Raw genomic sequence first — 18,352 nt, 5'->3', positions numbered from 1 at the left:
CACCTCCTAATAATAGCGCCGGGCTGCGCACAGCTCTTCTTCATAAAACGTTCCTTTTAATTCAATCAGTTCGACGGTTTTACCCGTTTTAGGTGAATGAAGCATTTTTCCTCTGCCATAACAAATACCAACATGGTGGATAGACCCCTTCCCTTTTTCATAAGCGAAAAACAATAAATCTCCGGGTTGAATAGAGTCTAATCCTACTTCTTTGCCTTTCCTTGCTTGATCGGTGGCATCTCTTGGAATAAGATAGCCGTTTGCTTTATGAGTAGCATAGGCAAACCCGGAACAATCATATCCCCAAGCACTCATACCCCCCCATAAATATGGAAGATTCAAAAACTGTTCTCCTGCTGCAATAATCATATCTCCAGTTCCTTTTGTTGTTTTACGGTTTCTATCCTCTATTACAACAGCATCTTGACGTTTTATTCTCCCAGTGCCAACCGGTGTTTGAACCTCTAGCCATTCTTTATCTTCTTTTAAAAGAGGCAGCTGCGTTTGATAACTAATTTGCAAGGTTTCTTCCGCTAGCTGCAGTGTCGCAATCGCTGCTGATACCACTGCCGTTGGTTTATTCAATGGAGAATATTCAGCTTGGGAAATCAGTTGGTGGAAAGGAACCCACCCGGGATATCCTCTTTCATCTTTAGAAGAAAACTGAGAAGGAATAACGATTTTTGCCCATTTACCTTTCAGTTCCGTTACATATACTTCTTCTCCTAGTAACAGCTGCGTTTGAACTAAATTTTTCTCACAAAGCTCCAACCGACGTGTATACGTTAATTGCTCCAGCCATTTATCTAGTTTTACTGGGACACTTGTTGCATTGTCATCTATTTCTCTGCAAGAGTCACAGGAAGTCCACACAGTCGCCACAGCCACACAAACGTAATACGCTTTTTTATCCATCACTTATTTCTCCTCCCTGCAGGTTTAACCTTCAGCGTTCGACTTTATCTTTTGGTAATGTAATACCGGATTCAAATTCCACCATTTGTTCATAAGTCGACATCGTGGCATAACTTCCAATTCCCACAGCTGTTTGAGGCGAGCAATGCCCGATGCGAAACCCTCTCATAACAGGCTTTTTTAAAGAAGTCAGGTAACTTGTTAATGCCTCTTCTAGTGAAAGCGACTCTGTACGTTTTTTAGGATAGCAGTTATGGAAATCTCCGATAAGAATTCCCGCTGCATCCTGCAGTTTATTGGCCATATACAGCTGTGTCATCATGCGGTCAATTTCATACGGCTCTTCGTCAATATCTTCAATAAATAAAATTTTATTTTTCGTATCTAGTTCAAATGGAGTGCCAAGCGTGCTCACGAGCAAAGTCAGATTTCCTCCTATCAGCTGACCAGTTGCTTCTCCTTCACAAATAGTGTCGAGCGGGCTAATTTGATCCGTATAGTAAAAAGAACGGTGAGAAAATAATTGATAAAAAGCTTGCTTCGTCTCTATATGAACATCTTCTTTTCCGATATCCGACGAAAGCATTGGCCCGTGAAAGGTAACCAAACCTGTGCGCTGATGAATAGCGGTATGTAAAAACGTAATATCGCTATATCCCCAAAAAATCTTTGGGTTTTGCTTAATTAAATTGTAGTTTAATTGCGAGGCAAGCCTAGCAGTCCCGTACCCTCCGCATGCACAGATAATTGCCTTTACTTCCTTATTGGCAAACATCGCATGTATATCGGCTGCTCGCTGTTCATCAGTCCCTGCCAAGTACCCGTTTTTTTTATATAAATGCGCACCCGTTACTACGTTTAATCCTATTTCCTTCAAATATTCTAGTCCTTTTTTTAGATTGTGCTGATTAGGCGGACTAGCAGGTGCAATAACAGCTACTGTATCACCTTTTTTTAATCGTTTTGGTTTGATCATTTGCTACACTCCTTTTGTGTAAAGAAATGAAGAAAGTGAAACTTGGGTCAGAAGGGAATTGAAATCCCCTCTGACGAAAAGTTCCACTTTACTGTTTATCTGCCCACTTCAAATCTAAATAGCCAACAGGATGACGAACAATTCCAGATACGTTATCTTTTATTAAAAACACATAGTTGTAGAAATGAATAGGAATGATCGGCATCTCATCAAATAAAATACCTTCTGCTTTATACATAAGCTCAAAACGTTTTTTATTATCAGTTTCATTCATAGCTTGTTTAATTAACTTATCATATTCTTTATTGCTCCAAGCTGTACGGTTCATTGAATGACCCGTCTGGAAGCTCTCTAAAAAGTTGATTGGATCTGCATAATCAGCTAAAAACGAACTTCGTGACAGCTGAAACTTTAACGCTTTTTGTTCTTCTTGGAAAACATTCCATTCCATATTGGCAAGCTTCACATCTACACCTAGATTTTCTTTGAACATTTGCTGAAGTGCTTCTGCTATTTTTTTATGTGTATCGTCTGTACTGTATGTTAGCGTAATAGCTGGCAGCTTTTTATATCCTTCTTCTTTCATTCCTTTTTTCAGAAGTGCTTTTGCTTCTTTGCCATCTGTTTTTAGTAAGTCGCCGCCTGTTTTACGGAAATCCTTTCCATCTGCATCTTTAAATCCGTATGATACAAACCCGCGAGCTGGTTTTTCTTTATTTTTTGTAACAAAATTAACAATTTGATCTTGATCTACAGCCATTGCGAATGCTTTACGGATATTTTTGTTTTGAAAGGGCTCTTTATCTAAGTTAAAGCGATAGAAGTAAGTTCCCGCTTGGTCTTCGATATGAACATCTCCATCTTTCAACAGCTTTTCACTTAAATCCGATGGAATTTCAGAAACATCTAGTTCTCCATTTTGATACATTTGGTATTCTGTGTTTGTATTTTCAACAATTGCCCATTTTACCTTATCGAGCTTTACATTTTTAGCATCCCAGTACTGATCGTTTCTTTCCATTACTAGATTACTGTTATGCTTCCATTGAGTTAATTTGAAAGGACCATTAGCAACAAACGAATCTGCTTCTGCAAACCATTTCGGATTTTTTGTTGCTACTTTTTCATTAATTGGAAAAAACGCTGGATTGGAAACTACGCTTAAGAAATAGGCTTGCGGACTTTTAAGCGTAACTTCAAAAGTTTTGTCATCTAGCGCTTTGACTCCTACTTGATCAGCACTGCCTTTACCCGTATTAAATTCTTCTCCACCTTGAATGAAATAGCCTAAAAACGCCGCTGGAGAACCAGTCTTAGGATCTAACAGCCTCTTCCATGCAAACACAAAATCACTTGCTTTTACGTCATCTCCATTTGACCATTTAGCATCTTTTCGCAAATGAAATGTATAGACTTTTTTATCGTCAGAAATATCCCATTTCTCGGCCATTGCTCCTTCAGGCTCATCGCTTTTTCCTAAACGAGTCAGCCCCTCCATTAAGTTATTAAGCATATTCCATGAATATGAATCAAACCCAATAGGCGGATCAAAAGACGTAGGTTCTGCGCCATTATTCATATAAAGGACCTTACCGTCTTCTTTTGCTGTACTGCTTTTCTTTTCTGGCTCCGCGCCTGAATCTTTTGTGGCCGTACAGGCAGCAAGTGCAAATATAAGTACACACATCATTAGTAAAGACCCTATTTTTTTCATCATTTTCCCCTCTTTCATAAGTTCGCTATTCATCTATAAATCTAGCTTATAGTTGTTACAAATTTTTGGGCTCTCTCATCTTGAAGCCAGCAGTGCACTTGGTGACTTTCTTTCAGCTTTGTCGACGTAGGATACATGCGATCACACACTTCCATTACGTAAGGACAGCGAGGTGCGAACGAACATCCAGATGGAGGTGCAAATAAATCGGGAGGTGAGCCTGCAATAGGCACAAGCTCACTTTCGTATAGATCTAACCGAGGAACTGAACGCAGCAATCCTTTTGTATACGGATGCTGCGGCGTATAAAAGATGTCTCTTCTTGTTCCAATTTCTACAATCTTTCCTGCATACATTACGGCAACACGGTCAGCTACCTGAGCAACTACACCTAAATCATGGGTAATTAAAACAATGGAGACATCCGTTTTCTGCTGAATATCCTTAAATAATTCTAAAATCTGCGCCTGTATCGTGACGTCAAGGGCTGTGGTAGGTTCATCAGCAATTAGCACTTCGGGGTTGCATACAAGGGCCATTGCAATGACAATACGCTGTCTCATTCCCCCGCTAAATTCATGAGGATATTGCTTTAGGCGTTCTTTAGGATTTGGAATTCCGACTAGCTCCAGCATTTCAAATGCTTTTTCTTTGGCTTTTTCTTTTGAAATGTTTTCATGTTGCATAATATTTTCTGCAATTTGCTCACCTACGCGAAGAGTTGGATTAAGCGCAGTCATAGGATCCTGAAAAATCATCGAAATATCAGCGCCTCGAATGTCTCGCATTTTCTTTTCTGATAGTTTTGTTAAATCCTGGTCTTTAAATAAAATAGAGCCGCTTGTGATCCTGCCCGGAGGTGTTGGAATTAACCTCATGATACTTTGAGATGTTACGCTTTTTCCGCAACCTGACTCTCCTACAATCGCTAGGGTTTCTCCTTTATGTAAATCAAAACTAACGCCTCTTACAGCTTGAACTTGCCCTCCGTAAGTTGAAAACTGTACGTGTAAGTTTTTGATTCGGATTATTTTTTCCATTTGCTTACCTCCTTAATTTCGGATCAAGTGCATCTTGCAGTCCGTCTCCAAGGACATTAAAAGCAAACATGGTAAGAGAAATAAAAAACGCGGGAAAAAACAAACGCCACCAATAGCCTGATAGAATCGTTGATAAACCATCGTTTGCCATTACTCCCCAGCTCGCATAAGGAGCCTGTACACCCAGCCCTAAAAAGCTTAAGAAAGCTTCAGCAAAAATGGCAGTTGGTACGGTTAGTGTCATTTGAACGATAATCGGTCCCATCGTATTTGGAAGCAGGTTTCGCTTAATGATACGGCTTGTTTTTGTTCCAAACGTTTTGGATGCAAGCACGTATTCATAGTTTTTTATTTGCAATACTTGCCCCCGTACAATTCTCGCCATCCCGATCCAACCTGTAACGGAAAGTGCCACAATAATCGTAGAAAGCCCGGGTCCCATGACTACCATTAGTAAAATTACCACTAATAAATAAGGAAGACCGTATAAAATTTCAATTACGCGCATCATGACATTATCTGTTTTTCCTCCTTTATAGCCTGAGAAGCCCCCGTAAATGACACCGATGATAAAATCAATAAGCGCTGCCATCAGCCCTACAAATAAAGAGATTCTAGCCCCGTACCATGTCCGAGTGTACATATCTCTGCCTAAGTCATCCGTTCCAAACCAATGACTAGCTGAAGGAGGAAGGTTTTGCTCTGTAAAAGAGGCTTTCGTTACGCTGTAGGGTGAAAACATAGGACCGAATATAGCCATCACAACGAGGATGACTAAAAAAAAGAGACCCAGCATGGCCAACTTGTTTTTTACAAGCCTGCGCCATGCATCATGCCAATAAGAAAGACTCGGCCTTACAACTGCTTCGGCTTCAGATTTCTTTTTTTTCTTTGGCGTAAACCACTCATCAGGAATTTGCTTATACTCCTGTTTTTCCAGCACGTTATCCCTCCTTCTTATACAGTTTGATTCGTGGATCAAGTATTCCGTAAGCAATGTCTACTAAAAAAAGCATAATGATGAGAATCGAACTGTAAAAGACCGTAGTGCCCATAATTACGGGGTAGTCTCTCGTATTAATACTGTCCACAAAATATTTCCCCATGCCAGGAATAGCAAAGACTTGTTCAATAACAAATGTGCCAGTTAATACGCTGGCTGCAATCGTTCCAAGAACTGTTATAACAGGCATTAAAGCATTTCTAAGCGCGTGTTTAAATACAATTTTCATTGGCGAAAGCCCTTTTGCACGCGCTGTTCGAATATAATCTTGAGTCAGTACTTCTATCATGCTTGAGCGAGTCAAACGTGCAATAATAGCCATAGGACCTGTGGCAAGAGCTAGAGTCGGAAGAATCATATGTAAAGGGCTCGTCCACGTAGCAGCGGGTAAAATTTTTAAATTGACAGAAAGCTGTTGAATTAACAAGGTGGCCATAACAAAATTTGGAACCGACAATCCGATAACTGCTATGCTCATCGCAATGTAATCAATTATTCCGTTTCTTCTAAGAGCAGCGATAATGCCTAGTGTAATACCGGAAATCACCGCAAGAATTAACGTCACCATTCCAAGTTCAAATGACACGGGAAACCCTCTTCCTAAAAGGTCGTTAACCGTTTGAGACGGCTGTTTAATAGAAGGACCAAAGTCAAAGGTAACAATGGATTTCAAATAAAGAACATATTGCACAGCTAGCGGCTCATCTAAGTGATAAAATGATTCCAGGTTTTTTTGAACTGCATCGCTTGTCGCTCGTTCTTCATTAAATGGAGATCCAGGAATCGAATGCATTAAAAAGAAGGTTAAGGTCACAATTACCCACAGCGTAACAAGCATGGATAAAAATCGCTTTAAAATATAACTTTTCACCTTTATCCCACCTTCTAACAGAATGTTGTGCGCGTAGCTAATTCAGTCATAACAAGCATGGCCTGATAAGCTTCTAAAATATCTTTTGCTTGAAACCGAACGGTCGTCGTTCCAGGTTCAATTTCTGTGCCCGGCATTAAATGCGCCCACTCTGCTTGACCATAATTTGCAAATTCTATTCGTAAGGTTGGGTGTTTAGGTGGAATTAAAGGTTTAACAAGGTGTTTGTGCTGAATAGCTGCGGCTGTTTTTTCTTGAAGTAATTGTTCTGCTTTCTTAGGGGTTAATGTTTTGGCTGCAGAACGTGAAATGGCCTGTTTGACGATAGCAGTCGTCACGTTTGGAATAAGCTGCTGTGCTTCCAGCGCCGTTTGGTCATCACCAGCTACCATTAAAACTGGCACGCCGTAATAGCCTGCGACGTATGCGTTGAAGCCTAACTCTCCAATATTCATATCGTCTATGTACATATTGCGAGCACCAAATATCATTGAATGAGACATGACACCAGGCATGGATGCTTTAGCATGATACCCTAGAAATATAGCACCATCAAAAGTCTGATCTAATCCCTGTACCATTGAATATGGTTTTACGCTTCCTGAAATAAGCTGAGTTTCTGGATGAAGCCGTTCAACAAGGAGATTATTCATACTCGAATGACTGTCATTTACCACAACTTCTGAGCACTTTTCTCTAAACCCTGCATAAATGACTGCATTCGCTTCATCCGTCATTATTTGGCGGCTTCTTTCATAATTCTCTTTCTCTCGCAGAACATTTGTGTGATCGACGAGTCCCGTAATTCCTTCCATATCAACCGACAGGTATAGTTTCATTTGTCTTATCCCTCCTCCTTCCTTGACTGTTAGTCAGTTCATTATAAATTATTCTTATGTTTATAATTTATAATTGTAAGAAAATTATAAATTATCTTTCTTCTTTTTACAACAATATATTGAATCTTTTGACATTTTACTCGTCATCCTTTTAACAAGATATCGCTTACAAATTGGAAATCCCATGGTAAAATAATAGAGCAACCTGTTGGTTCATTCAGCCGCTCGTCGGCATTAATTGAGGTGTTAAGAATGTTTCGAGTTTCCATTGCTTCGCTACAATGGTTTTTATTTATGATTTCTAATAGTATGATTGTTCCTATTGTAATTGCTTCTCAGTTTCATTTAAACGCAGCAGATTCTATTCAATTTTTACAGCGAACGTTATTTATTTTGGCTTTATCCGGGCTCTTGCAGGTATTTATAGGGCATAAATACCCAATCATGGAAGGGCCAGCTGGCGTTTGGTGGGGCGTCTTTTCTCTGTATGCGAGTCTTGGAACCGTTCTGTTTGGTTCTCACTCCGAAACGCTTCGCGTGCTGCAGTTCACCCTTCTTATAAGCGGGATAATTGCTATTTTAATGAGCCTGTTTGGTCTCATTGATAAACTAGCAAAATACTTTACTCCAACGGTTACCGGTACATATTTAATTTTATTAGTGACGCAGCTCAGCGGTTCCTTTTTAAAAGGAATGTTTGGCATTACAGAAACGAATTCAGCTATTAAACTTCCAATTGCGCTGACTTCAGCTGCGATTTTGCTGCTGACTTTTTATTTATTATCACACCGGACGTTAAATAAACTCAGCATTATTATTAGTATTGGTGTAGGCTGGGGAGTATTTGCAATGTTAGGGTTAGCTAAACCTATCGAATTTCAGGCGCAGTTATTTTACATACCTAAAGTGTTTGTATTCGGAGCTCCTCGCGTTGAATGGAATATGGTTGTTACTGCTTTTTTTGTAACACTCATTTTAATTACAAACATGCTCGCTTCTATTCGTGTTGTTGAGTCTGTTTATAAACACAAAGGAGAAAAAATTGAAAAAGACAATATTAAACGTTCCGGGATGGTTTCGGGTATAAGCCAGCTGCTTGGAGGATTGTTTTCAGGTGTCGGTGCCGTTCCTATTTCAGGTTCCGGTGGATTTATTTCAGCTACAAATATTTATAGCCGAGTTCCTTTTATTGTAGCATCGTGTCTTTTGCTTTTTCTGAGTATCTTTACCCCTTTAACATCCATTATGTCCGCTCTTCCTCCTGCCGTCGGATACGCGGCAATCTTTCCTGTTTTTACAGGTATGATGGCTCTTGGAATTGGAGAATTCAAGCATGCCAAACAGCCCGAAAAAGCAATGAAAAAAGCAGGTATTGCGCTGCTGTCGGGGATAGGGGTTATGTTTTTGCCTTCTCAAGCTTTTTCAACACTTCCTCCTTTAGTTACTACGTTTTTAAGCAATGGATTAGTTCTTGGTACCATTATCATTCTTGCACTGGAAATTTCCGAATCACTTTCGTTGAAAAGACAAGATGCAAAAGAGGGATAAAAAAAAGAAGCTGAAACTCAGCTTCTTTTTTTACCTTTTTACCGTTAATCCTTTTAGTTCATCGTCTTCCATAGCCATTTCATAAAATTCTCCCGTTTCATCGTGCGCTAAAACATAATCCAACTCTTCCTGAGCAGAGGCAGTTTTTCCAAGAACAGCTAGGTAGCATGCCAAGTTATAGCGAATAAAAAGATCTTCGTCTCCGCTTTCTACTCTGGTTATCATAAGCGAAGCTGCTGCTTCTGTTTCACCTTCTAAATGATACGCGATACCTAAATCGGTATACATTCCTTCATACTCTTGACGCTGTTCAATTGCTTTTTGAAGAAGCTGAACAGTTTCATGATAACGTTCCGTTTTATTATACAGTTTTGCTAGTCCTGCATATATATCAGGCTGATAAATCTCCTGCTGAAGTAATTCTTGAAAAGCAGCCTCTGATTTTTCTACCTCTTCAAGGTTACTCAAAATAAATGCTCGGTATATCTGCAGATCTATATGATTTGGCTGCTGTTTGAGAAGTTTTTGAACTAAGTTTAGCGCTTCATGTGCAGCCTGTTCATTTTCTTGGATATTAACGAGTATATTGGCTAAATGATAGGCAACATCAAAATCCCAGCTTTGATGCAGCGATTTTTTCAGCACGGTGATGCTATCTTCAATCAACCCTTTCTCTTCGTAAAAAGCCGCAAATGCATGCACAGCCTCTTTATTATTTCGATCCGTTTTTATGGCAAGTTCATACAATTCAATCGTTAAGCCAAGCAGCGTAACCGTTTTTGCTTTTGCTTTGAATTTTGCTAAGCTTCGTTTGAAGATAGATCCTTGCTGCTCTTCTACGACCGAATCGGCATACTCATTTAAAGCCTCGGCTGCGTTTTTAAATAACAAACTTTTGCTTTGTTTTTCCATTTTTATCTTTTTTAAATCTGCCGTAAGCCCGGACAGTTTTTTTCCATTTGGAAAGCTAGACATGAACGTTTGAAATAGAGCGTAATCTTCCGGATCCTCACTTAGCAACTCTGTAAGAACTTTTCTAGCTTCTTCATATCTCTGTTCCATGATGAGCCATTTTGCCTGATGATGGCGAATAGCAGGATTCTGTGGATCTAGTTCAAGAGCCTTCTCTAGATACGCTTCAGCCTGTGAAATGTCTCCTTTTAGACGATACACATGAGCCTGGCTGTCAGCGAGCCATTGAGGTAGCACAATTTCCTCTACGCTCTTTAATACCTCTAACAGCTCTTCATACTCTTTCTCTGTTTCACAAAGTGAAACTACGTGCTCAACGTTTACTTCCATAGGATTCAGCTGTATCCATTGAAGCAGCCAATTTCTTTCAGCCGTTCGATTTTGTTCTTCACAAGCCATTTCGGCAAGCTTCATACAAGCGGCTTCAAATGTTTTATCAAGAGTTAAGCACTTTTGGAAGGCCTCTTTTGCTTCAGTGATGCGATTCATTGATTGATATATTTCACCTAACCGATAATATGGCAAAGCATCTTGCTTGATACGAAGCGCTTGATGATAAAGCTTCTCACTTTTTGTTAGCTGCTTGACCTGTTCGTATAATATGCCTAAATAGCACATGTACAAAATCTCATTAGGGTGCTCTTGATGTTCTGCAGTTAAAAACTTAATTCCACGAGTCAATAACGTCGTGTCTTCTAAATAACCCGTATATGCTTCTAACACTTCATCTAACGCTGTTTGAGCAAAATGAATTCCTTCTTCATAAAGAGCAAATCCAAACTCTAACGTTTGATTGTCTAGCTCCTTTTGTTTTGCTGCATCTAAAAGCATGCTGCCTGCATCCAACATGACGTCGCTGTTCGATGAAAACTTCTGCGCAATAAGCGTGAGCGTATCAACGGCCGTTAAATGTTCACCTGTTTCTAAATACGCATAAGATAACCCCAAATACATAAGGGCATCTTCCTCTATTTTTAAGCCTTCTTTATACAGAGCAATAGCTTCTTCGTACCTTTGATTCGCGACGTATAAATCGCCTAGTCTTCCTCGAATTGTCATGTCGCCCGGTAGATGCTTCATGCCTTCTTTGAGATAGCTTTCAGCTTCGTCCGTTTTTTCTAGTTGATATTGTAGCAAATCAGCTATCGAAAGATATGGATAAGGAACAGTCGGCAAAAGCTGTTTAGCTACTTGAAACCCCCGGTAAGCTTTACGAAACTTTTTTAAATGTTCATCACAACGGGCTCTTTCAAACCAGCTGTGCGCATCTTTTGGGTTTTCCTTTAATAACGCGTCGAAAAGATTTCTGGCTTCTGCGTATCTTTCTTTCTCCATTAAAATAAGTCCGTGATTGATTTGTGTATAAGATTCATCACTATACATATTTAAGGAAATAGTCGAGCATTCAAAAGCCTTTTCGAGGTTTCCCTGGTACATGTATGCAAGTGCTAGATAGCTCCAGTTCAAATGCTGCTCTACGTCTAATTGCAGCGAGCTGCGCAGTGCTTCAACAGCCTCATCATATTTCTCTTCATCCAGCGCAATTCTTCCTTTAAGATAGTGATAAAAAGAGCTATGCTTTTTGTTATCTATGTGGTGTAACAAGGAAGATGCTCCCTTACTGTCGTCAAGTTTAAAAAAGGCATATGCGGCGTGAAGCTTAAGATAATCATGATTGCTATATTTCTCTAACACATGATTAATACACGTACGAATATAGGCTTCATGCTCTTTTCTGTACAAATGCTTCATACTGTAAATAGCGGAAAATGGAACATGCTCATTTGCTTTTAATAAAGAAACGAGATCGTTAATGTGGGCCTCTTCATCCGCTTCAACTAGTTCGATTAAGTCATACAGCTGACGGATAAACTCATCTTGCTCTTTAGAAAGTGAAGCGAGATCCGCTGCCGCTTTAGAAGCAACAATTGATAAAAACCCCGAATTAGCGTAATGCTGATCAAAATTTTTATATTCTACATATGTTGGACTTAGAAAATTAGCATCTTGTACATGGAAAAGTTCAAGTTCATCATCGTAGCCAAATACAACTTGAACGTGGGAAGCTTGTTCAAATTCTAGACTGGCCAAAATAGGCAGCCCTTTGTCTAATAGTTCTTTAAACTGTTCAACTGTGCCTGTGAAAAACATCGCTGCAAAGCCAAGAGATTCAAAGTAGCTCACCGCAGTTGATAATTTGGATCCTAAGCCGCCGTAAATACGCGTTCCAATCTCATCCTGTGTTTTTTCGGTATGTAAAAGCCTTAACATCATACTCATACTGGCTGGCACGCAATAATTATCTTTTTGAACGATGGGTACAATCGGAAGCTTGATTGTACTGAATTTATCGTCTGTATGCTTTCCGATTAATTTTTGATAAGGTGAATCTTTTAAACATCGCTTGGTCGAGAGCAGATGCATAAGCTGAGATTGCTGCTGCTGTTCAAAATAAATGTCGGCGCGCAGCAGCGTAAAAAAATCTTGATAATCGTGATAGGGTAACTTTGAGTCGATAAATTCAATCGTTTCAAGCAAGAGAGAATACTCTTTTAAATCTTTTAATCGCTTGACTTTATCCATATATAAAGACGGAAGCTGTGGATAGCGAACAATAGCCTCGTTAATTGTTTCAAGCGCTTGTTCATGCTTCCCTTCGTACGCATATAAGTCCGCTAGCATTGCATAGCAAAAATCTCCATTCTCCTTATATGCCGTTCCTTCTTTTAAGCAGGCTTCAGCTTTCATTCTGTCGTTGAGCTGCAAATAAAAATAGCCCCATCTGTCAGCCATACCCTTTTGGTTATGTGACGTTACTTGTTTCATCCACTTAGAAGCTTCATCCACTTGTTTCATTTCTAAAAGAATTCTTACCTTTAAAAAATAGATTTTCTCAAGCTGTTCCTTTTTAACTGATTCCGTATCCAGCTGAGAAATTAATAAAGAAAGTCTATCATCAGCGTCAAGTATCTTGCCTTCGCGCAGGAGATCATCGCAATAAAGAGTCACCATTCGAATCGAGCCAAATCGACGATAGCCATATGTCGTTAACATTCGGCTTAAACGATTTAATAAAGCCTCATCACAAAAGCGGATAAGCTCGTACAGCTCTTCTTCCGTTTGTAAGTGTGTCAACCATTCTTTCACAATCCCCGCAAGGCTCTTTGGTTGAAGGCTTTGTACTTCTTCTGTTATATACGCTACAAGATCAAATATTTGATAATGATCCACCATGCTTTTTAATTTCTGATAATTTATACTCAATTCAAAACCACCTTATTCAATAAAATAAGAACTATTACATCTGCTGTCTATAAATTGAAGTATAAGAAATTTCAAGGATTTTTTCTAGACACAATATAAATTTAAGCATATTGACGGGTCTTTAAATAGCAAAGAGCTGTCTTTTATCATAAGACAGCTCCGTAAAATCACACTTCAGCTTTCTTCAGTTTTACGCCGCCTTCAGGTTTTGGTTTGATAGCTTTTAAAACTAAAATGGCACCTACTGCACTAACCCCTAGAGACGTTTGGAACACAGCCATGTCCGACCACTTCATAAGCAATGTATAAAGAGGAGGCCCAGCTGCTACTCCGACAAAGCGCATCGAACTGTAAAGAGACGTAATGGTTCCTCTCTCTTCCTTTTCAATTCCTTCTGTAATAAGTGCATCAAGACTGGGAAGAGCTGCTCCAATTCCAATTCCACCAAGCACTAAAGTGAGTAAAATACTAAAAAGAGACGTATTAAAAAATAAAATGATGAAAGAACATGTTAACAATAAAAAGCCAAAAAAAGCAGACCACTTCATAACGATTTTATTGTTGCCAACTTTTTTCCCCGCCACAAAAGAAGAAATAGATAAAGCGAGCAAAGGAATAGCCATTACCAAGCCTTTTTTCGTATTCACAATATGATAACGCTCCTCTAGTATGGTCGATAGGTAAAATAAAACCCCGAATAATACAAGCATAATAATGGCGCCTAAAATAAAAATAGCCATAAGCCATCCAATATTTTCTTTGAGCGTCTTCTTCAAATCCTTCAAAAACTGCGTGATACTTTTCTTTTTTTGTTCAGATTCAGAAGAACTATCATTTTTCGGAACTTTTACTAAAAAGATAACTAAAAGAATCGAAATAAGGCAAAGAATAGGAATGAACCAAAAAGGAAGAAACCAAATCATAGCCGCTAAAAAAGCTCCCAGTATTGGGCTTAGTACTTTCCCAAACGTATTGGCTGTTTCAATTAAACCTAGTCCTTTTGTAATTTCTTGCTCGTCTTTGAACATATCTCCTACACAAGGCATCACAACAGGCATAGCCCCTGCTGAACCTATTCCTTGAATCGCGCGGCCAATTAAAATAACCCAGAATGGATTGGCCATTTGCCATGAAGCCCAGCCTGTTAAAGCCCCTCCTACTGCAGCAAGCAGCAAACTAGGAATAATAATTTTCTTGCGGCCAAATCGATCTGATAAATAACCAGCAATCGGGATTAAAAAAATAGCGAAAATTGAGTAGACCGTGATAATCATGGATACCTGCAGCGAGCTTATCTGTAGACGTTTTTCAATCACCGGCAACACCGGAATTAACATTGAATTTCCGAGGGTCATGATAAGTGGCACAGAAGCAAGAGCAAGTAAATCCAATTTTTTTCTACTTTCCATAGCGTCCTCCAAACCTTACTTCTAATTAACGTCACAATCACACGTTTTTCAATTTAAGCTTTATAAAACTTCTCGTGTTCATTGATTTCAAAGCTTAACTATCTCATTACATAAGATGATGTGTATCTATATTTTTTAGCTAAAAAGGTAATTGCTATTCATGGTTTCACTGTTCTTCTTTAATTTATTGAACTTTGTTATTTATTCTTGTTAATACTTGTAAAAACACATGTTTTTAATCCCATATATGAAGAAGCGTACGAGTATCTCCGTACGCTTCTTCATATATAGGCGTCATCTTATTACACTACTTCACCTCGATGACCATCTCCATCATACATAAACTGTTTATCAATAATATGTTCGATATATATGGTTGTCAAATCGCTTTTTTTTACTTGAGCTACAATTAATCCTAACGGATCACCAATGGTGAAGCTTGTTCCATTTTGAAACATTAACAGCTGCTCATTTAAATGCAATACGCGCTTATAAATTTGTTCTTTCTCTAGGCTGCTGCGGCTCTTTGCTGCTTCGAGCGTTGAAAATAACAAAATGATTTCTTTTCCATTTATTTGTGTACGATACATACACGACCCACTCCTTATCACCGCGTTAAAATTATGCTGACTATACTTTTATTATAAACTAAATTTTCAGTTATTTTTCATCTCACGAGAAATTTTTTTATTAAAAATAGACTATGTCCACGTTAAATAAAATTTAATTTTCAGAAAAGTTAAATTTTAATATTGAAATTTTATTTCTTCTTATTATATAATATAAACAATCATTTACCTCTATTGGAAATGATAATTCGAGTTTCAGCAGCATGATGCTGCACAGTACTAGGGGGATTCAAGTTATGCAAAATGGTAAAGTAAAATGGTTCAACAATGAAAAAGGCTATGGCTTTATTGAAGTTGAAGGCGGAAGCGACGTATTTGTACATTTTTCTGCCATCCAAAGCGAAGGTTATAAATCCTTGGAAGAAGGACAAGAGGTATCTTTTGAAATTGTAGAAGGCAATAGAGGCCCACAAGCCGCTAATGTCACTAAGCTATCATAAATAGATCTTTTTATTTTATAGTAAAAGAGACTCTTTTCTGAGTCTCTTTTTTGTTATACCTAGCGTTTGGCCTCAGTAAGCTGCTGGTCACATGTTTGAATAGACTGCATGCACTGCTGAAGAAATTGCTCGTCTACTCCTGTGCCATGAGCTTTGGCAGATTGAAGCTGTGCTTTTGCATCATTAAGCGCATTCGTTGCCTCTTCAAGCTGCTGAGGACTCATACTCATCGTAGCTGTCCCAATCATCTTTTGAGCAGATTGAATGGACACTTCTACTTGCTTTAAATCATTATATCCTGTTGTTACTTCTTCATTTGAAAACTTATCCATTGAAAGAACACCTCCATATGGATAGAATGAAGCTGCTGCCGACAAATTATACACGCTTACTTTTTAGTCAGCAAATCTCCATACTGCTTAATCTTTTCTCCTACGGTACACTCTTTAATACAAAACGTCTGAGCGTATGTTTTGCCCTTTTCTTTGTTAAACGTTTTTTTTACAAAACAATCACTACAGTAGTAATCCAATAACTCCGTTACTTCTTCTAATAATTGTTTACGTTCCACTCTCGTTCATCTCCATTTCGTTCTGTGTGTTACACTTGCTTCCTGCTAGCAATTGGTATCCCTTGAAGAGCTTGAGTCGCAAGCTGGTCGGCCTCTTCATTTTCCTTCCTTGAAATAGGCTCATATACCGGTCGGATACCAAGTTCCTGCATTTTATCTTCTATTCGATCTAAGTACCGATTAAACTCTTCTTCGAAACAGGGCCACTCCCCTGCAAGCTGATTTAATACAACCTGAGAGTCACCTCTAAACGTTACCGGTATATGATGAACACCAAGTTCCTCAAGCTCTTGTATTAAATAATAAAAAGCAGCATACTCTGCCTCATTATTTGATTCTATCTCTTGCAGTCTTGAGTTTCGTCGTATTCGGTAAGACTGGTTGTTCTGTTTAAAATAAATCACAGCCCCAAGCCCCGCTAAAAGCGTATCATGCTCATAGCCTCCGTCAAAATATGCCACAATATCGTGAGGCTCTGTCTGTACTTCCTGTAAGAGCTTTTTCGCTTCTTTTACAGTCCATTTTTGCTGCTGCTCATCAAGTAGAAAAATTTCCTTCGTTCGACCTGTTTTTTCTAAATCACCCACAATCATTAGCGCCTCATTCGCATCTGTGAAATCGGATGTGAAAATTAACTGTTTATGTTTCGAGGATTTATAATGCCATTCAATTTGGAAATTCATAACGAGCATTCCTTTCATCAGCAATTTTGAATTCAACACTTTTTCTGCTTTTTTGTATTTTATCTTCTATTATGTCTTTTCATGACAGTTTTCTTACCTAATAAGCGGATTTTAGCGTTTATACGTGCTAATATAAAATAGCTGAAGTACTTATGATACAATACTATTGATGAAAAAACATGGTTTAAGCTTATATTGTTTTAACAAGGAGGCTGTATGATGATTGAAGTTTATATAGACGGAGCCACTGCTGGCAATCCTGGTCCTTCTGGAGCTGGTATTTTAATTAAAGGAAATGGTGAACATCATCGTTACGCTATTGCTCTTGGGACAATGACGAATCATGAAGCAGAGTACCATGCACTTCTTCATGCATTAAAAATTTGTTTAGAAAAAAAGTATACGAGCGTATCTTTTCGAACAGACTCTCAGCTAGTAGACCGCGCAATGAACCAAGAATACGTTAAAAATAAAGCGTTTGCTCCTTTACTGGAAGAAGCCCTCAAATTGTCCAGTCAATTTGATTTATTTTTTATAAAGTGGATCCCTAGCTCTCAAAATGCAGGTGCTGATCAGCTGGCCAGACAAGCCATTAATCAAAAAGAAGCAGGAATGTAATCCTGCTTAAATCATACCTGATGACTTTAAATATTGAATGGCTTGTTTTTGATTGCTAATACGATTTGATGTCAAATTCTCGAGGAGCGATACAAAAAAACTGCCGTCAAATTCTTTTTGTACTTTTAGTGTCCATTCAATTGTAAATATGACCATCTCGTCAGCTGCACGCGTATACTGCTGACCAAATGAAATAAATCCACGTGCATCTTCTGCTAAATGAAAGCCTTTTTCTTCAAGATAAAGAAGATACTCTTCAACGGTTTGAGCTGTTTTTGTCACTTTTTCGTCCCATCCTTTTGCAAAGGTTCTTCTTTATCTTAGCTTACTTTTGGCTATTTGACTATGATTTCCCTTCTAAAAAATAGCCAATTGCTCCAAGTGCTACTCCTAAAATGGCTCCGCCAATCACTTCTTCTGGCTGATGACCAAGCATTTCTTTCAAGCGCTGTTCCGTCAAATCGTGAAAGCCTCCGTCTGGAAGACCCGCAAGCTTTTCAATTTCTTCATCTAACGTATTCACTTTAATAGTAATTTCGCCAGTCTGCCTTCGAATTCCTTGTGCATCGTACATCACAATAATTCCAAAAACAGATGCTAACGCAAAGTCAATCGTAGAAACACCTCTTTTTAATGCTACATAGGTAGCCAAAGAAGATACGCCGGCTGAATGAGAGCTTGGCATTCCACCCGACGCAGCAATCATCCGCATATCCCATTTTCCTGTTTGATACTTTTTAATTGGGATTTTTAAAGCTTGTGCTAAACCGATTGATGAAAGAGCAATGACAATTCCTTTATTCATATTGCTTCACCTCATCTATAGTTTGCGATGGATTGACATCTTGTACCCAAGCAAA

General features: G+C 38.7%; 18 protein-coding genes. 3 read left to right on the top strand and 15 right to left on the bottom strand.

Annotated features, from left to right (window positions below):
- Positions 1-6: 6 nt before the first annotated feature.
- The 7 genes from ACMX9J_RS21735 to ACMX9J_RS21705 form a co-directional block, all read right to left on the bottom strand.
- Entirely contained in the window at positions 7-915 is a 909-nt protein-coding gene (locus tag ACMX9J_RS21735) for an NlpC/P60 family protein (protein WP_416226160.1), read from the bottom strand.
- A gap of 31 nt (positions 916-946) precedes the next feature.
- Positions 947-1,891 carry a S66 peptidase family protein gene (locus ACMX9J_RS21730; protein WP_028414020.1) on the bottom strand — a complete coding sequence of 315 codons (945 nt, stop codon included), beginning with the start codon at positions 1,889-1,891 and terminating at the stop codon, positions 947-949.
- An 88-nt stretch (positions 1,892-1,979) separates the two neighbouring features.
- Entirely contained in the window at positions 1,980-3,623 is a 1,644-nt protein-coding gene (locus ACMX9J_RS21725) for a peptide ABC transporter substrate-binding protein (protein ID WP_033578457.1), read from the bottom strand.
- Positions 3,624-3,646: 23 nt separating this feature from the next.
- Entirely contained in the window at positions 3,647-4,645 is a 999-nt protein-coding gene (locus ACMX9J_RS21720; protein ID WP_028414022.1) for an ABC transporter ATP-binding protein, read from the bottom strand.
- Positions 4,646-4,649: 4 nt separating this feature from the next.
- Positions 4,650-5,606 carry an ABC transporter permease gene (locus ACMX9J_RS21715; RefSeq protein WP_176344786.1) on the bottom strand — a complete coding sequence of 319 codons (957 nt, stop codon included), beginning with the start codon at positions 5,604-5,606 and terminating at the stop codon, positions 4,650-4,652.
- Entirely contained in the window at positions 5,590-6,519 is a 930-nt protein-coding gene (locus ACMX9J_RS21710) for an ABC transporter permease (RefSeq protein ID WP_028414024.1), read from the bottom strand. Before ACMX9J_RS21710 ends, ACMX9J_RS21715 begins: the two co-directional genes overlap by 17 nt.
- Positions 6,520-6,533: 14 nt before the next feature.
- On the bottom strand, positions 6,534-7,358 hold the full coding sequence (locus ACMX9J_RS21705; RefSeq protein ID WP_048018508.1) for a M55 family metallopeptidase: 825 nt from the start codon (positions 7,356-7,358) through the stop codon (positions 6,534-6,536).
- A 252-nt stretch (positions 7,359-7,610) separates the two neighbouring features.
- On the opposite strand from ACMX9J_RS21705, the gene ACMX9J_RS21700 reads away from it, so the two are divergent.
- A complete protein-coding gene (locus tag ACMX9J_RS21700; protein ID WP_335706786.1) occupies positions 7,611-8,906 on the top strand; it encodes a purine/pyrimidine permease in 1,296 nt (431 codons plus the stop codon).
- Between the two features lie 30 nt (positions 8,907-8,936).
- Here the strand turns inward: ACMX9J_RS21700 and ACMX9J_RS21695 are convergent, their stop codons facing one another.
- The 3 genes from ACMX9J_RS21695 to ACMX9J_RS21685 all read right to left on the bottom strand — a co-directional run bounded on the left by ACMX9J_RS21695 (position 8,937) and on the right by ACMX9J_RS21685 (position 15,141).
- Positions 8,937-13,142, bottom strand: coding sequence for a tetratricopeptide repeat protein (locus tag ACMX9J_RS21695; RefSeq protein ID WP_416226159.1), 4,206 nt, complete (start codon positions 13,140-13,142; stop codon positions 8,937-8,939).
- Positions 13,143-13,309: 167 nt separating this feature from the next.
- Positions 13,310-14,551, bottom strand: a complete 1,242-nt coding sequence (locus ACMX9J_RS21690; RefSeq protein WP_028414028.1) for an MFS transporter — start codon at positions 14,549-14,551, stop codon at positions 13,310-13,312.
- A gap of 302 nt (positions 14,552-14,853) precedes the next feature.
- Positions 14,854-15,141 carry a hypothetical protein gene (locus tag ACMX9J_RS21685; protein ID WP_028414029.1) on the bottom strand — a complete coding sequence of 96 codons (288 nt, stop codon included), beginning with the start codon at positions 15,139-15,141 and terminating at the stop codon, positions 14,854-14,856.
- 275 nt (positions 15,142-15,416) lie between these two features.
- Between ACMX9J_RS21685 and cspD the strand changes: the two genes are divergently transcribed.
- On the top strand, positions 15,417-15,620 hold the full coding sequence (gene cspD, locus ACMX9J_RS21680) for a cold-shock protein CspD (RefSeq protein WP_013056175.1): 204 nt from the start codon (positions 15,417-15,419) through the stop codon (positions 15,618-15,620).
- 59 nt (positions 15,621-15,679) lie between these two features.
- Here the strand turns inward: cspD and ACMX9J_RS21675 are convergent, their stop codons facing one another.
- Genes ACMX9J_RS21675 through ACMX9J_RS21665 form a run of 3 tightly spaced genes read right to left on the bottom strand, consistent with a single transcriptional unit; the run spans position 15,680 to position 16,874 of the window.
- Positions 15,680-15,952: a DUF2564 family protein gene (locus ACMX9J_RS21675; protein WP_028414030.1), complete on the bottom strand. Its 273-nt coding sequence runs from the start codon at positions 15,950-15,952 to the stop codon at positions 15,680-15,682.
- Positions 15,953-16,008: 56 nt separating this feature from the next.
- Complete coding sequence (locus ACMX9J_RS21670; protein ID WP_013056173.1) at positions 16,009-16,191, bottom strand: zinc-finger domain-containing protein; 183 nt, start codon at positions 16,189-16,191, stop codon at positions 16,009-16,011.
- A 29-nt stretch (positions 16,192-16,220) separates the two neighbouring features.
- A complete protein-coding gene (locus ACMX9J_RS21665) occupies positions 16,221-16,874 on the bottom strand; it encodes a ribonuclease H family protein (protein ID WP_034266558.1) in 654 nt (217 codons plus the stop codon).
- 219 nt (positions 16,875-17,093) lie between these two features.
- Between ACMX9J_RS21665 and ACMX9J_RS21660 the strand changes: the two genes are divergently transcribed.
- Positions 17,094-17,492 carry a reverse transcriptase-like protein gene (locus tag ACMX9J_RS21660; RefSeq protein WP_033578453.1) on the top strand — a complete coding sequence of 133 codons (399 nt, stop codon included), beginning with the start codon at positions 17,094-17,096 and terminating at the stop codon, positions 17,490-17,492.
- 6 nt (positions 17,493-17,498) lie between these two features.
- On the opposite strand, the gene ACMX9J_RS21655 is transcribed toward ACMX9J_RS21660, so the two are convergent.
- Positions 17,499-17,774 carry a DUF6123 family protein gene (locus ACMX9J_RS21655; RefSeq protein ID WP_013082383.1) on the bottom strand — a complete coding sequence of 92 codons (276 nt, stop codon included), beginning with the start codon at positions 17,772-17,774 and terminating at the stop codon, positions 17,499-17,501.
- Positions 17,775-17,835: 61 nt separating this feature from the next.
- A complete protein-coding gene (locus tag ACMX9J_RS21650; protein ID WP_013056169.1) occupies positions 17,836-18,297 on the bottom strand; it encodes a divergent PAP2 family protein in 462 nt (153 codons plus the stop codon).
- Between the last annotated feature and the right edge of the window lie 55 nt (positions 18,298-18,352).

This window comes from Priestia sp. RMT2NF4, assembly GCF_047872835.1.
GTDB classification, from domain to species: Bacteria; Bacillota; Bacilli; order Bacillales; family Bacillaceae_H; genus Priestia; species Priestia zanthoxyli.
This window is presented reverse-complemented; position numbering and strand designations above follow the sequence as displayed.